This window comes from Streptomyces sp. CB02414 (assembly GCF_001905385.1).
In the GTDB taxonomy this organism is placed as follows: Bacteria; Actinomycetota; Actinomycetes; order Streptomycetales; family Streptomycetaceae; genus Streptomyces.
This window is the reverse complement of record NZ_LIPF01000001.1, coordinates 176765-191606: the sequence shown is the minus strand read 5'-3', so window position 1 is coordinate 191606 and position 14842 is coordinate 176765. Positions and strand designations below refer to the sequence as shown.

11 protein-coding genes are annotated in these 14842 nt (G+C 72.2%); 6 read left to right on the top strand and 5 right to left on the bottom strand.

Translation table 11 applies throughout. The annotated features are described in order from the left end of the window. Positions 1-28: 28 nt before the first annotated feature. Together AMK11_RS00895 and AMK11_RS00890 are read right to left on the bottom strand one after the other, a co-directional pair. Positions 29-685 carry an MBL fold metallo-hydrolase gene (locus AMK11_RS00895; protein ID WP_073721708.1) on the bottom strand — a complete coding sequence of 219 codons (657 nt, stop codon included), beginning with the start codon at positions 683-685 and terminating at the stop codon, positions 29-31. A gap of 54 nt (positions 686-739) precedes the next feature. Next, complete coding sequence (locus tag AMK11_RS00890; protein ID WP_073721706.1) at positions 740-1426, bottom strand: maleylpyruvate isomerase family mycothiol-dependent enzyme; 687 nt, start codon at positions 1424-1426, stop codon at positions 740-742. A gap of 223 nt (positions 1427-1649) precedes the next feature. Between AMK11_RS00890 and uvrA the strand changes: the two genes are divergently transcribed. Beyond that, complete coding sequence (gene uvrA / locus AMK11_RS00885; protein WP_073721704.1) at positions 1650-4691, top strand: excinuclease ABC subunit UvrA; 3042 nt, start codon at positions 1650-1652, stop codon at positions 4689-4691. A gap of 289 nt (positions 4692-4980) precedes the next feature. Here the strand turns inward: uvrA and AMK11_RS00880 are convergent, their stop codons facing one another. Beyond that, positions 4981-5889, bottom strand: a complete 909-nt coding sequence (locus AMK11_RS00880) for a carbohydrate kinase family protein (RefSeq protein ID WP_073721676.1) — start codon at positions 5887-5889, stop codon at positions 4981-4983. After that, a complete protein-coding gene (locus AMK11_RS00875; RefSeq protein WP_073721675.1) occupies positions 5886-6950 on the bottom strand; it encodes a LacI family DNA-binding transcriptional regulator in 1065 nt (354 codons plus the stop codon). The genes AMK11_RS00880 and AMK11_RS00875 overlap by 4 nt, the downstream gene beginning before the upstream one ends. Before the next feature lie 231 nt (positions 6951-7181). On the opposite strand from AMK11_RS00875, the gene AMK11_RS00870 reads away from it, so the two are divergent. Next, entirely contained in the window at positions 7182-7607 is a 426-nt protein-coding gene (locus AMK11_RS00870; protein ID WP_073721673.1) for a Rieske (2Fe-2S) protein, read from the top strand. A gap of 24 nt (positions 7608-7631) precedes the next feature. Here AMK11_RS00870 and AMK11_RS00865 read toward each other — a convergent pair whose 3' ends face one another. Next, positions 7632-8582, bottom strand: coding sequence for a hypothetical protein (locus AMK11_RS00865; protein WP_073721671.1), 951 nt, complete (start codon positions 8580-8582; stop codon positions 7632-7634). A 396-nt stretch (positions 8583-8978) separates the two neighbouring features. On the opposite strand from AMK11_RS00865, the gene uvrC reads away from it, so the two are divergent. From uvrC to whiA, 4 genes are read left to right on the top strand one after another with little or no spacing between them, the layout of a single operon-like run. Then, a complete protein-coding gene (gene uvrC, locus AMK11_RS00860; protein ID WP_073721669.1) occupies positions 8979-11126 on the top strand; it encodes an excinuclease ABC subunit UvrC in 2148 nt (715 codons plus the stop codon). Beyond that, a complete protein-coding gene (gene rapZ / locus AMK11_RS00855) occupies positions 11123-12139 on the top strand; it encodes an RNase adapter RapZ (RefSeq protein ID WP_073721667.1) in 1017 nt (338 codons plus the stop codon). The genes uvrC and rapZ overlap by 4 nt, the downstream gene beginning before the upstream one ends. Beyond that, positions 12136-13227, top strand: a complete 1092-nt coding sequence (locus tag AMK11_RS00850; protein ID WP_073721665.1) for a gluconeogenesis factor YvcK family protein — start codon at positions 12136-12138, stop codon at positions 13225-13227. Before rapZ ends, AMK11_RS00850 begins: the two co-directional genes overlap by 4 nt. Next, positions 13218-14210, top strand: a complete 993-nt coding sequence (gene whiA / locus AMK11_RS00845; protein WP_043374250.1) for a DNA-binding protein WhiA — start codon at positions 13218-13220, stop codon at positions 14208-14210. Before AMK11_RS00850 ends, whiA begins: the two co-directional genes overlap by 10 nt. Positions 14211-14842: the final 632 nt, after the last annotated feature.

Below are 14842 nucleotides of genomic sequence, written 5' to 3'. Positions count from 1 at the left end.
GGGAGCTGCCCCTGCGTGCCGCGCGGGCTCACCAGCCGCGCGCGTGCCACTCCGGCAGGTGCGGCCGTTCCGCGCCGAGCGTGGTGTCCTTGCCGTGCCCGGGATAGACCCACGTCTCGTCCGGGAGCACATCGAAGACCTTGGTCTCCACGTCGTGGATCAGGCTCGCGAACGCCTTGGGATCGTCATGGGTGTTGCCCACACCACCCGGAAAGAGACAGTCCCCGGTGAACACATGGGGATGCCCGTGCGGGTCGTCGTACACCAGGACGACGGAGCCCGGAGTGTGTCCGGCCAGGTGGCGTGCCGTGAGCTCCACCTGCCCCACCCGGACCGTGTCGCCGTCGTCGAGGAGGACGTCGGTCGGCACGGGGATGCCCTCGGCGTCGTGCCGGCCGGCGTGGGTGCGGGCCCCAGTGGCCGCGACGACCTCGGCGAGCGCCTGCCAGTGGTCGCCGTGCCGGTGGGTGGTGACGACGGAGGCGATGCCGTCGTCACCGATCGTGCCGAGCAGCGTGCGCGCGTCGTTGGCGGCGTCGATCAGCACCTGCTCGTCGGTGGCCCGGCAGCGCAGCAGATAGGCGTTGTTGTCCATCGGGCCGACCGCGACCTTGGTGATCATCAGGTCTTTGAGTTCGTGCACGTCGGCGGGTCCGCCGACCCTGACCTCTCCGCTGTACGTCATGAAAGCCAGCCTAGCGCCGGGAGGTGGCCCGCAGACCGCCTCCCGGGGGCGGCGCTACAACGGAGGCAGCGCCGGCAGCGGGCCGCCCTCCACCGTCAGCGCGGAGCCCGCGCGGCGTCCGGCGAGCCAGCCGAGCAGGTCGGCCGGGCGTCCGGTGACGGTCACCTCGGGAGCCTCCGCCTCCCGGCCCGTGCGCCACGCGCGCGTGCCGTCGGTGAGCCGGGTGGGCACCACGTCCGGGTGTCCGGCGAACCGTGCGGCGAGGAAGTCGGTCTCCCGCTCCGTGAACTCCGCCGGAAGATCCTCCAGCTCGTACCCGATGCCCAGGTCCACGTGGTGCAGTTCGATCTCGACCCAGCGCCGGAACGGCAGCCGGGACGCCGAGTCGGTGATCCCGTTGCGCAGCTCCACCGTGCGCGACCAGTCCGCGGGAACGGCGGCGGCGTCCTGGAAGCGGGCCGCGCTCTCGCGCACGTCGGCGAGCTGGGCGTCGAGGGGGCGCGGCGCGTCCCGTTCGATGTCGGCGTCCCGGGACTCGCCGGAGACGTACATGGGGCGTCCTTCGAGGACGTTCACAAGGGCGTCCGCGTTGCGGGCGAGGTGGGCGAGGACGTGGCCACGGCTCCAGCCGGGAAGCCGTGACGACTCCGTCACGGACGCGTTGTCCAGTTTCCCGACCGCGCCGAGCAGCCGCTCGGTAGCGTCACGTACAGACTCCAGGTCATGAGCGTGATCAATCATGATGCTGACCCTAGACCGCGCCACACCTTCGGGTGAAGGTTGTGGACGACCCCCGCAATTCGAATGCACGTGCTATATGGTCGGAAGCGGCGTCGGGCATGCTGGGAAGTCGGGGTTTGTTGACAACCGGTGAATCCGACCGGCGTTGTCAGTGGCTCCCCCTAGTCTGAGAAAGACGGGGGCCTCGCCCCTGTCACTTCTCTCAAGAAAGGTGCGGACCGGCGTGGCCGACCGTCTCATCGTCCGTGGCGCGCGCGAGCACAACCTGAAGAACGTCTCGCTCGACCTGCCTCGTGACTCGCTCATCGTCTTCACGGGCCTGTCCGGGTCGGGCAAGTCCTCCCTGGCCTTCGACACCATCTTCGCCGAGGGCCAGCGGCGCTACGTGGAGTCGCTCTCCTCCTACGCCCGGCAGTTCCTCGGCCAGATGGACAAGCCGGACGTCGACTTCATCGAGGGACTCTCCCCGGCGGTCTCCATCGACCAGAAGTCGACCTCCCGCAACCCGCGCTCCACGGTCGGCACCATCACCGAGGTCTACGACTACCTGCGCCTGCTCTTCGCGCGCATCGGCAAGCCGCACTGCCCTCAGTGCTCCCGGCCGATCTCGCGCCAGTCGCCGCAGGCCATCGTCGACAAGGTCCTGGAGCTGCCGGAGGGCAGCCGCTTCCAGGTGCTCTCGCCGCTGGTGCGCGAGCGCAAGGGCGAGTTCGTCGACCTCTTCTCCGACCTCCAGACCAAGGGCTACTCCCGCGCGCGGGTGGACGGCGAGACGATCCAGCTCTCGAATCCGCCCACGCTCAAGAAGCAGGAGAAGCACACCATCGAGGTGGTCGTCGACCGCCTCACGGTGAAGGACTCCGCCAAGCGCCGGCTCACCGACTCCGTGGAGACCGCGCTCGGCCTGTCCGGCGGCATGGTCGTGCTCGACTTCGTCGACCTCCCCGAGGACGACCCCGAGCGCGAGCGCATGTACTCCGAGCACCTGTACTGCCCGTACGACGACCTGTCCTTCGAGGAGCTGGAGCCCCGCTCCTTCTCCTTCAACTCGCCCTTCGGCGCCTGCCCTGACTGCTCCGGCATCGGCACGCGCATGGAGGTCGACCCGGAGCTGATCGTCCCCGACGAGGAGAAGTCCCTCGACCAGGGCGCCATCCACCCCTGGTCGCACGGGCACACCAAGGACTACTTCGGCCGCCTGATCGGTGCCCTCGCGGACGCCCTCGGCTTCCGGACCGACATCCCCTTCGCCGGTCTGCCGCTGCGCGCCCGCAAGGCCCTGCTCAACGGCCACAAGACCCAGGTCGAGGTCCGCTACCGCAACCGGTACGGGCGCGAGCGCCGCTACACCACGGCCTTCGAGGGCGCGATCCCCTTCGTCAAGCGCCGGCACAGCGAGGCCGAGAGCGACGCCAGCCGCGAGCGCTTCGAGGGCTACATGCGCGAGGTGCCCTGCCCCACCTGTGCGGGCACGCGCCTCAAGCCGCTCGTCCTCGCGGTCACCGTCATGGGCAAGTCGATCGCCGAGGTCTCGGCGATGTCCATCAGCGACTGCGCCGACTTCCTGGGCGAGCTGAAGCTCAACGCCCGCGACAAGAAGATCGCCGAGCGCGTCCTGAAGGAGGTCAACGAGCGGCTGCGGTTCCTGGTCGACGTCGGCCTGGACTACCTCTCGCTGAACCGCGCGGCCGGCACCCTCTCCGGCGGCGAGGCCCAGCGCATCCGCCTGGCCACCCAGATCGGCTCCGGCCTCGTCGGCGTGCTCTACGTCCTCGACGAGCCGTCCATCGGCCTGCACCAGCGCGACAACCACCGGCTGATCGAGACCCTCGTCCGGCTACGCGACATGGGCAACACCCTCATCGTCGTCGAGCACGACGAGGACACCATCAAGGTCGCCGACTGGATCGTCGACATCGGCCCCGGCGCCGGCGAGCACGGCGGCAAGGTGGTCCACAGCGGCTCCCTGAAGGAGCTGCTGGACAACGCCGAGTCGCAGACCGGCCTCTACCTGTCCGGCCGCAAGGCCGTCCCGCTGCCCGACATCCGGCGCCCCCGCGACCCGGCCCGGCAGCTCACCGTGCACGGCGCCCGCGAGAACAACCTCCAGGACATCGACGTCTCCTTCCCGCTCGGTGTCTTCACGGCCGTCACCGGCGTCTCCGGCTCCGGCAAGTCGACGCTGGTCAACGACATCCTGTACACCCACCTGGCCCGCGAACTGAACGGCGCGCGCAACGTGCCCGGCCGGCACACGCGCGTGGACGGCGACGACCTCGTCGACAAGGTCGTGCACGTCGACCAGTCGCCCATCGGCCGCACCCCGCGGTCCAACCCGGCGACGTACACCGGCGTCTTCGACCACATCCGCAAACTGTTCGCCGAGACCACCGAGGCGAAGGTCCGCGGCTACCTGCCCGGCCGCTTCTCCTTCAACGTCAAGGGCGGCCGCTGCGAGAACTGCGCGGGCGACGGCACCATCAAGATCGAGATGAACTTCCTCCCGGACGTCTACGTCCCGTGCGAGGTCTGCCACGGCGCCCGGTACAACCGGGAGACCCTGGAGGTCCACTACAAGGGCAAGTCCATCGCCGACGTGCTCAACATGCCGATCGAGGAGGCCACGGAGTTCTTCGAGGCGGTCCCCGCGATCTCCCGGCACATGAAGACCCTCAAGGACGTCGGCCTCGGCTACGTCAGGCTCGGCCAGTCCGCGACCACCCTCTCCGGCGGTGAGGCTCAGCGCGTCAAGCTCGCCAGCGAGCTGCAGCGCCGCTCCACCGGGCGCACGGTCTACGTCCTGGACGAGCCGACCACCGGTCTGCACTTCGAGGACATCAGCAAGCTGCTCACCGTCCTGTCCGGCCTCGTCGACAAGGGCAACTCGGTCATCGTCATCGAGCACAACCTCGACGTGATCAAGACCGCCGACTGGGTCGTCGACATGGGCCCCGAGGGCGGCGCCGGCGGTGGCCTGGTGGTCGCCGAGGGCACGCCCGAGCAGGTCGCCGCCGTGCCCGCCAGCCACACCGGCAAGTTCCTGCGGGACATCCTCGGCGCGGACCGCATCAGCGACGCGGCCCCGGTGAAGGCCCCGCGCAAGGCGGCGGCGAAGACGGTGGCGGCCAAGGCGTCCGCCACGAAGACCACCACCAAGGCGGTCACCGGCACGGCGGCGAAGAAGCCCGCCACCAAGCCGGCCAAGACCGCCAAGACGGCCGCGAAGCCCGCCGCGAAGAAGACGGCGCGGACGAGCAAGGCCTGAACCGGAGCCGAGCCGGGCTCCACGGACGATCCCGTGGAGCCCGGCTCGGCGCTCGCCCGACCTGGCCGCTCAGGTACCCGCCGGCGCCCGGAGCGAAGACCAGACCGAAGTCGCCCTGCCGGATCTCACCCGTCGTCTCGGACCCGGCGTGCCGCCCGTCCCCACCGACGGACATGGCACCCAGCCCGTCGACTCCACGGCGCACGTCACCGGACGGGTCAGCTCGCCCTCCATGGTCCAGTCCCCGCCCCTGGCCCGACACCCTGGTCGAGGGGTAGGTTCTCGGCGTTCAGCCGGCCACCTCGTGGGCGTACGGCGGCTCCGCGCCCGCCCGCGAGCAGGTGACCGCCGCCGCGCGGGCGGCGAAGCCCAGCAGCCCGGCCCAGCCCTCCGCGCCCAGTGCGGACACCGCCTCCGCGCTGAGGGCGTCCCGGACCGCGAGGCCGTGCAGCAGCGCCGCGTTCACCGTGTCGCCCGCGCCGATCGTGTCCACCACGTCGACCCGCTCGCCGGGCACCGTGTACTCGCCCCCGTCACGGGTGTACGCCGTCAGTCCGGCACCGCCCCGGGTGACCACGACCGCCGCCGGGCCGGCCGCCAGCCATTCCCGGGGCGTGCCGCCGAGCCATTCGGCGTCCTCGGTGGACAGCTTCAGCAGGGCCACGGACGGCAGCCAGCTCTTGAACCGGGCCCGGTAGGCGTCGGGGTCGGGGATCAGGCCGGCCCGGATGTTGGGATCCAGCGCCGTGAACAGGCCCCGCGCGGCCGTCTCGCGCAACAGTTCCTCGTAGGCGCTCGCGCCCGGCTCCAGCACCAGCGAGCAGGTGCCGAAGGACACCGCCCGGGTACCGGACGGCAGCGCGGCGGGCACAGCGAACAACCGGTCCGCCGTCCCGTCCACGTAGAAGGAGTACGCGGCGGACCCGTCCGCGTCCACCGAGGCCACGGCGAGCGTCGTCGGCTCGGTCCCGCGCTGCACAGGGGACACGTCCACGCCCGTCTCGCGCAGCCGCTCCAGCAGGGCCTCGCCGAAGGCGTCGTACGACACCCGGGAGCAGAAAGCGGCGGGGGAGCCGAGGCGGCCGAGCGCGACGGCCGTGTTGTACGGCCCGCCGCCGAGCGCCGGCCGCAGTGCGGCCAGGGCTCCCGTCCCCTGCGGGACCAGGTCGATCAGGGCCTCACCGGCGACGACGATCACGGGAGCGTCCTTTCGTGAACCATTACGGGAACTTGCTCGGACTGCTCGGGGCAGCCGCACGAGGTGCGGTGCACGAAGGCGCACGGCAACCGCACCGTCCGGGCGGGCCGGTCCGGCTCGGCGAGGCGTTCCAGCAGCAGCCGGACGGCCCGGGCGCCGAGCTCCCTGCTGGGCTGCGCCACGGCCGTGAGCCGGGGGGAGAAGAGGTCCGCCCAGGGAAAGTCGTCGAAGCAGCACAGTGCGAGGTCGCCGGGCACGGACAGCCCACGGTCCCGTACGGCGCGCAGCGCTCCGATGGTCATCGCGTTGTTGGCGGTGACCAGCGCGGTGGGCGGCACCGCCAGGGACAGCAGGGCCGCTGCGGCCCGTTCCCCGCCGGCCGCCTCGGAGTCGCCGTGGACCAGGAACCGTTCGTCGAAGGGCAACCCGGCGGCGGCGAGGCCGTGCCGGTAGCCGGTGATCCGCTCGCGCGTCGTGCTGAGCCCCGGCCGGCCGGCGACCAGGCCGATCCTGCGGTGGCCGAGCCCGGCGAGATGGGTGACCAGCAGGGCCGTCGGCTCGGCGCCCTCGGCACAGACCTGGTCGAAGCGCGGAGTACCGTCGCCGTCCGGGACGTCCACGACCCGGTCGAGGAACACGGCGGGAACGCGGTGGCGGCCGAGATACGCGACGAGCGCGCGCGGGTCGGCGGAGGGCGCGACGATCATGCCGTCCACGCGCCGCTCGTGCAGCAGCCGGACCACCTTGCGCTCGTGTCCGGGATCGTCGTGCGGGTCGGCGATGAGCAGGCCGTAACCGTGTTCCAGGGCGGCGGCCTCGACGCCCTGGAGGATCTCCGTGAAGTACGGGTTGCTGATCGCCGACACCGCGAGCCCGATGGAACGGGTGCGGGAGGTCACCAGGGAGCGGGCGAGGGTGTTCGGGGTGTAGCCGAGTTCCTCGATGGCGTCCAGCACGGCCTGCCGGGTGCGCGGGAGCACCGGACGGGTGTCGTTGAGCACGTGCGAGACGGTCGCCACGGAGACACCGGCGCTTCGCGCGACATCGGCCATGGTGGCCATCGGCGGCTCCCCTCGTGTGCTGCCGCGCGTCGGCCTCGGTACGGCACGCGCGTGGCCGGTGGCGGGACCGTACCCCATCCCCTGCGGGTGCGTAAACGCTTGCGCAAGCGTTTACGCACCCCTCTCGTATGCCTTCCGCACGTCTACGCGTCCACGCCGACCCACCCCGCGGAGCGGCTCCGGCAGCCGGATATCGTCGGCCCGTACCCCCTCTTGACCAGTGGAGCCCCCATGCCTGGCCGTCCCGCCCCGAGCCGCCGTACCGTCCTGCGTACGGCGGCCCTCACGCCCGTCGCCGGACTCGGTGCGGCCGCCTGCTCACCGGGCGACGACGGTGCCGCGCCCGCCCGGCCGACCGCACCCGTCGACCTCGGCGCGGACGGGACTGTCGCCAAGGGGGCGACGAAGCTGGACCGCGACCACAACGTCGTGGTCAGCCGGGCAGACGACGGCTCCCTGAAGGCGTTCAGCACGGTCTGCACGCACGCGGGGTGCCCCATCAGGAAGCTGCAGGGAACGAAACTCGTCTGCCCCTGTCACGGCAGCGAGTTCGACGCCCGGACCGGTGAGGTGCTGCACGCCCCGGCGACCGTGCCGCTCATCGAGCTGCCGGTCGAGGTCAAGCAGGGCCGGATCGTCGCGAGCCCCGGGACCTGACCGGCCCGGACCGCAACCGCCCGCTCACTCCCAGTCCCACCCGATCCCCAGCATCCCCGACCGCATCCGCGGTTCCACGAGGTGCACCGAGTGGTGCTGCCCGCTGAGGACGAGCTCCTGCCGGCCGCCGCGCGGAGCCGCCGGCGAGTGCTGCGTGAACCGGTGGCAGCGCACCGGCAGGGCCGCCGCGTCGAAGCGCACCTGGAGGGCGTACTGCCCGCCCGCCGCGCCGAACCCACGGGTGTACTCGCGGCTCACGCCCGCCGTGCCGTCCTCGACGCCGTAGCGGAAGAGGTGGGTGTCGCCGGTCCGCAGACGCGTGTCGAAGAGCAGCTCGGTCACCAGCACACCGGTGTCGTGATGGGTGCGGACCCGTCCCGTGCGGCAGTTCTCCAGCGCGTGGACGGTCATCCGCGCGGGAGCGCAGCCCGGGTCGCCGTGGTGGACGGCGACGAAGCGGTCGACGCCGTCGCGGTGGGCGCGGACGATGTGATGCGACTCGCGGGCGGCGAGCTCGCGGCGGGCTCCGATCCGGATCCGTTCGTGGTGCCCGAGGACGTGCACCCCGCCGTCCGACGAGGGATGGTCCAGCTCGGCCAGCAGCCGCTCCAAGACGCCGGAGGCCTCCACGTGGGCGCGGTAGGAGCGGGCGGCGGGCCGCCGGTCCGAGGGGTCCTCCCCGGCCTCGGCCAGCAGACGTATCAGCGACTCCTCGGGCAGCTGGAGTATCTCCTCCAGGGCCCGCACGGCCCGCAGCGACTCCGGGCGCTGGGGGCGCCGGGCGCCCTGCTGCCAGTAGCTGAGGCTCGTGACGCCCACCTTCACCCCGTGGCGCGACAGATGGTGCTGCACGCGCTGCAGCGGCAGTCCGCGAGCGGCGATCGCGGCGCGCAGGGCCACGTGGAAGGGGCCACCGCGCAGGGCCGAGTCGAGTTCCGCGGTGGCGACGTCCAGGTGCTGGGTGGCGTGCGGCATGCAGGGGCCTTTCTGTGAAGGACACGACGGCTGGTCAGACCGTTCGGCGCGGATCGACCGGGGCCGCCCCCGGTCGCGGCGCAGGGGTCTGCACATCCGTACGCCGCGCTTCAGGGCCCCGAGTCCCCCCGCATTGAAGCGTGTTGGCCTGGCCCCGACAACACCTGAAGCCCGACCGTGACGCGCTCCTGGCCGAGAACGCACGGGCCGGGCGTCCCAAGGGCACCCGGCGTGACCGGCTGGCCCCGGACCGTCTCTCCCCGGCCGCCCGCCGGGGCCTCCACAAGCCCGCGCGACCGGTGGCCACAGGCCCTGGCGGAGGGTTGTCCACAGGGGCCCCGGCCCATCGTCCACAGCCCCGCCGCGGTGTCGGTCCCCGCCAGTAGGGTGTGAGTCATGGCCGACCCCTCCAGCTACCGCCCCAGGCCGGGTGAGATCCCGGACTCCCCGGGGGTGTACAGGTTCCGTGACGAGCACCGCCGGGTGATCTACGTCGGAAAGGCGAAGAGCCTGCGCCAGCGCCTGGCGAACTACTTCCAGGACCTGGCGAACCTGCACCCCCGCACCCGCACCATGGTCACCACGGCCGCCTCCGTGGAGTGGACGGTGGTGTCCACGGAGGTCGAGGCGCTGCAGCTGGAGTACTCCTGGATCAAGGAGTACGACCCCCGGTTCAACGTCAAGTACCGCGACGACAAGAGCTACCCGTACCTCGCGGTGACGATGAACGAGCAGTTCCCGCGCGTGCAGGTGATGCGCGGCCACAAGAAGAAGGGCGTGCGCTACTTCGGGCCGTACGGACACGCCTGGGCGATCCGCGACACGGTCGACCTCCTGCTGCGCGTCTTCCCGGTGCGCACCTGCTCCGCCGGCGTCTTCAAGAACGCGGCCCGCACCGGCCGCCCCTGCCTGCTCGGTTACATCGGCAAGTGCTCCGCGCCCTGTGTGGAGCGGATCTCCCCCGAGGACCACCAGGAGCTCGCCGAGGAGTTCTGCGACTTCATGGCGGGCCGCACCGGCACCTATCTGCGCCGTCTGGAGCGGCAGATGGCCGACGCGGCCGAGGACATGGAGTACGAGCGGGCGGCACGCCTGCGCGACGACATCGGAGCCCTGAAGAAGGCCATGGAGAAGAGCGCGGTCGTGCTCTCCGACGCGACCGACGCCGACCTGATCGCGGTCGCCGAGGACGAGCTGGAGGCGGCCGTCCAGATCTTCCACGTGCGTGGCGGACGGGTGCGCGGTCAGCGCGGCTGGGTCACCGACAAGGTGGAGGAGATCACCACCGGCGCCCTGGTCGAGCACGCCCTCCAGCAGCTGTACGGCGAGGAGACCGGGGACGCCGTTCCCAAGGAGGTCCTGGTCCCCGCCCTGCCCGACCCGGTGGAGCCGGTCCAGCAGTGGCTGACCGGGCGCCGGGGATCGGGCGTGTCGCTGCGCATCCCGCAGCGCGGCGACAAGAAGGCACTGATGGAGACCGTCCAGCGCAATGCCCAGCAGGCGCTGGTCCTGCACAAGACCAAGCGCGCCTCCGACCTGACCACGCGCTCGCGCGCGCTGGAGGAGATCGCCGAGGCCCTGGACCTGGACAGTGCCCCGCTGCGCATCGAGTGCTACGACATCTCGCACCTCCAGGGCGACGACGTCGTGGCCTCCATGGTCGTCTTCGAGGACGGGCTGGCCCGGAAGAGCGAATACCGCCGGTTCCAGATCAAGGGCTTCGCGGGACAGGACGACGTCCGTTCCATGCACGAGGTCATCACCCGCCGCTTCCGCCGCTACCTCGCCGAGAAGGAGAAGACCGGCGAGTGGGCCGATGGCCCGGACCCCGATGCGGCGGAAGCAGACGGTGCCGAGCGGCGCGCCGACGGCCGGCCGCTCACGGACGGCCGGGCCGCCCAGGACGACGGCGAGGCCCTCGTGGACGGCCCCGCCCTCAAGGACGACGACGGCCGCCCCAAGCGCTTCGCCTACCCGCCCCAGCTCGTCGTCGTCGACGGCGGGCAGCCGCAGGTCGCGGCGGCCCAGCGGGCACTGGACGAGCTGGGGATCGACGACATCGCCGTCTGTGGCCTCGCCAAGCGCCTGGAGGAGGTGTGGCTGCCCGGTGACGACGACCCGGTCGTCCTGCCCCGCACCAGCGAGGGCCTGTACCTGCTCCAGCGGGTCCGGGACGAGGCCCACCGCTTCGCGATCACCTACCAGCGCGCCAAGCGCGCCAAGCGCTTCCGGTCGAGCCCCCTGGACGACGTGCCCGGACTGGGGGAGACCCGCAAGCAGGCGCTGATCAAGCACTTCGGTTCGGTGAAGAAGCTCAGGTCGGCGACGATCGACCAGATCTGCGAGGTGCCCGGCATAGGCCGCAAGACGGCGGAGACCGTCGCGGTGGCCCTCGCGCGGGCCACTCCGGCCGCACCCGCCGTGAACACGGCGACCGGGGAGATCATGGATGACGAGGACGGGGCACCCGAGACGACGGCGGATGCCCCGGGGGAGCCCGTGCCCGCGGGCACCCCGGACGAACGACGGGGGCAGGAGAGATGACCGAGCACGAGGCACAGCCCACAGCGGGACGAGAACAGGCCCACGGCACGGCCGGCGAGGACGCGGACCCGCGGACGGCCGGACCGGGCCCGCGCCAGAACGACGGAGCACAGGTGAGTACGGGCAAGGAAACAGCCGGGGCGCACGAGGCGGCCATCCCCGAGCTGGTGATCATCTCCGGCATGTCCGGGGCCGGCCGCTCGACGGCCGCCAAGTGTCTGGAGGACCTCGGCTGGTTCGTCGTCGACAATTTGCCGCCCGCGCTGATCCCCACCATGGTGGAGCTCGGCGCCCGCTCGCAGGGCAACGTGGCGCGCATCGCCGTCGTCGTCGACGTCCGCGGCCGGCGCTTCTTCGACAACCTGCGCGAATCGCTCGCCGACCTCGACGCCCGCGGTGTCACCCGCAGGATCGTCTTCCTGGAGTCCTCCGACGACGCCCTGGTCCGCCGCTTCGAGTCGGTGCGCCGCCCGCACCCCCTCCAGGGCGACGGCCGGATCGTGGACGGCATCGCCGCCGAGCGGGAGCTGCTGCGCGAGCTGCGCGGCGACGCCGACCTGGTGATCGACACCTCCAGCCTCAACGTGCACGAGCTGCGCGCCAAGATGGACGCCCAGTTCGCCGGCGACGAGGAGCCCGAGCTGCGGGCCACCGTCATGTCCTTCGGCTTCAAGTACGGCCTCCCGGTCGACGCCGACCTGGTCGTGGACATGCGCTTCCTGCCCAACCCGCACTGGGTCCCGGAGCTGCGCCCGTTCACCGGCCTGAACGAGGAGGTGTCCTCCTACGTCCTCAGCCGGCCGGGGGCCAAGGAGTTCCTCGACCGCTACACCGAGCTGCTCCAGATGATCGCCGCGGGTTACCGTCGGGAGGGCAAGCGCTATGTGACCGTCGCCGTCGGATGCACCGGCGGCAAGCACCGGTCCGTGGCCATGTCGGAGAAGCTCGCCGCCCGGCTCGCCGCCGAGGGCGTGGAGACGGTGGTCGTCCACCGGGACATGGGACGGGAATGACAGGACGTACTCCGCGGCTGAGCAGGCTGCGCCGGGTGGTGCCCGAAGGGCGCGGCGGCAGACCCGCCGAGGCCCGCGCCGCCCGGCCCGAGCAGGCGCGCGGCGGCAAGCCGCGCCGCCGGGGCACCCAGCCCAAGGTCGTCGCCCTCGGCGGCGGCATGGGCCTGTCCGCCTCACTGGCCGCACTGCGCCGGATCACCGGCGACCTCACCGCCGTCGTCACCGTGGCCGACGACGGCGGTTCCAGCGGGCGCCTCCGTGACGAGCTCGGTGTGCTGCCGCCCGGCGACCTGCGCAAGGCGCTGGCCGCGCTGTGCGGCGACGACGACTGGGGCCAGACCTGGGCCCGCGTCATCCAGCACCGCTTCCAGTCCCAGGGCGACCTGCACGAACACGCGGTCGGCAATCTGCTGATCGTCGCCCTGTGGGAGCAGCTCGGCGACCATGTCCAGGCCCTCGACCTGGTCGGCAAGCTGCTCGGCGCGCACGGGCGGGTACTGCCCATGTCCGCGGTGCCGCTGGAGCTCCAGGCCCTGGTCAAGGGGCACGACCCGGAGCGGCCCGACGAGGTGGACACCGTGCGCGGGCAGGCGACCGTGGCCCTCACCCCGGGTGAGGTGCAGTCCGTGCACCTGGTGCCGAACGACCCGCCGGCCGTCCCCGAGGCGGTGGACGCCGTCCTGGACGCGGACTGGGTGGTGCTGGGCCCCGGCTCCTGGTTCTCCTCGGTCATCCCGCACCTGCTCGTACCCGACCTGCTGGACGCGCTCGTCGAGACCAAGGCGCGCCGGGTGCTCTCCCTGAACCTCGCGCCGCAGCCCGGGGAAACCGAGGGCTTCTCACCGCAGCGTCATTTGGAGGTTTTGGGACGACACGCCCCTAAACTCGCCCTGGACGTGGTGCTGGCCGACGAGGCCGCCGTGCCCGACCGTGACTCGCTCACCGATGCCGCGAAACGGTTCGGCGCCGCGGTCGAGCTGGCTCCGGTCGCCCGGACCGACGGGACCCCGAGGCACGACCCGGAGCTGCTGGCCGCCGCGTACGACCGTATTTTTCGGATGCATGGAAGGATCGGCCCATGGCGATGACGGCAGCGGTGAAGGACGAGATCTCCCGGCTCCCCGTCACCCGGACCTGCTGCAGAAAGGCGGAGGTCTCCGCCGTCCTGCGGTTCGCCGGCGGCCTTCACCTGGTGAGCGGGCGCATCGTGATCGAGGCGGAGCTGGACACGGCGAACGCGGCGCGCCGGCTCAAGCGGGACATTCTGGAGATCTTCGGGCACAGTTCCGAGCTGATCGTGATGGCGCCGGGCGGGCTGCGCCGCGGCTCGCGTTACGTCGTTCGGGTGGTCGCGGGCGGTGACCAGCTCGCCCGGCAGACCGGCCTGGTCGACGGGCGGGGCCGGCCGATCCGCGGTCTGCCGCCGCAGGTGGTCTCGGGGGCCACCTGCGACGCGGAGGCCGCCTGGCGTGGCGCGTTCCTGGCGCACGGTTCGCTCACCGAGCCCGGCCGGTCCTCCTCCCTGGAGGTCACCTGCCCGGGCCCCGAGGCCGCGCTCGCCCTGGTCGGCGCCGCCCGCCGGCTGTCGATCGCCGCCAAGGCCCGCGAGGTGCGCGGTGTGGACCGGGTGGTCGTCCGCGACGGCGACGCGATCGGCGCCCTGCTCACCCGGCTCGGCGCCCACGACTCGGTGCTGGCCTGGGAGGAGCGGCGGATGCGCCGCGAGGTCCGGGCCACCGCCAACCGCCTCGCCAACTTCGACGACGCCAACCTGCGTCGCTCCGCCCGTGCGGCCGTCGCCGCCGGGGCCCGGGTCCAGCGGGCCCTGGAGATTCTCGCCGACGACGTCCCGGAGCACCTCGCCGCCGCGGGCCGGCTGCGGATGGAGCACAAGCAGGCCTCGCTGGAGGAGCTGGGCGCCCTCGCCGACCCGCCGCTGACCAAGGACGCGGTCGCCGGCCGCATCCGCCGCCTGCTGGCCATGGCCGACAAGCGGGCCTCGGACCTCGGCATCCCCGGCACCGACGCCAACCTCGGCGAGGAGGAGCTGGCCGACAACCTCGTCGGCTGACCGAACGCGCAGAGCCTGTCGGCCGCCGGGTGCGCGCAGCCCACCGCCTGTCCGGGTCTGCAAGCCGGCCGCCTCGCGGGGTCTGTTAGCCGGTCGGTCGATTGGGCAGGCAGGCTGGTCGGCTTTCGGGCGCGTGGAGTGCGTCGGTTGTCGGGGTCTGCACGTTGGTCGGCTTGCGGGGTCTGTTAGCCGGTCGGTCGATTGGGCAGGCAGGCTGGTCGGCTTTCGGGCGCGTGGAGTGCGTCGGTTGTCGGGGTCTGCACGTTGGTCGGCTTGCGGGGTCTGTTAGCCGGTCGGTCGATTGGGCAGCCAGGCTGGTTGGCTTTCGGGCGCGCAAGCTCGTCGGCCGACCGGGTCCGCAAACCGGCCGCCGCACGGGGCACGGAAGCCAGTCGCCTCACGGGGCACGCAGGTCCGTCGCGGCCGACCGGCCCCGCAAGTCCGTCGGCTGACCGGGCCCGCAAGCCCATCAGCCGACCTGGCAGGCAAGCCCCTCGCCCGACCGGACAGCCGAGCTCGTCGCGCGACCGAACACACGACGGCCCACCGCACGCGCCCTCCCCCCCCCGACACACACGGGCCCCTGCCACACATGGGCCGACCTCGCCCCACAGGGCCCGCCCCCACCGCAC

Excerpts from the sequence above, each read along its gene's own strand:
- AMK11_RS00895 (WP_073721708.1), bottom strand. The coding sequence starts at position 685 with ATGACGTACAGCGGAGAGGTCAGGGTCGGCGGACCCGCCGACGTGCAC.
- AMK11_RS00890 (WP_073721706.1), bottom strand. The coding sequence starts at position 1,426 with ATGATTGATCACGCTCATGACCTGGAGTCTGTACGTGACGCTACCGAG.
- AMK11_RS00875 (WP_073721675.1), bottom strand. The coding sequence starts at position 6,950 with ATGGCCACCATGGCCGATGTCGCGCGAAGCGCCGGTGTCTCCGTGGCG.
- AMK11_RS00870 (WP_073721673.1), top strand. The coding sequence starts at position 7,182 with ATGCCTGGCCGTCCCGCCCCGAGCCGCCGTACCGTCCTGCGTACGGCG.
- AMK11_RS00865 (WP_073721671.1), bottom strand. The coding sequence starts at position 8,582 with ATGCCGCACGCCACCCAGCACCTGGACGTCGCCACCGCGGAACTCGAC.
- uvrC (WP_073721669.1), top strand. The coding sequence starts at position 8,979 with ATGGCCGACCCCTCCAGCTACCGCCCCAGGCCGGGTGAGATCCCGGAC.
- rapZ (WP_073721667.1), top strand. The coding sequence starts at position 11,123 with ATGACCGAGCACGAGGCACAGCCCACAGCGGGACGAGAACAGGCCCAC.
- AMK11_RS00850 (WP_073721665.1), top strand. The coding sequence starts at position 12,136 with ATGACAGGACGTACTCCGCGGCTGAGCAGGCTGCGCCGGGTGGTGCCC.
- whiA (WP_043374250.1), top strand. The coding sequence starts at position 13,218 with ATGGCGATGACGGCAGCGGTGAAGGACGAGATCTCCCGGCTCCCCGTC.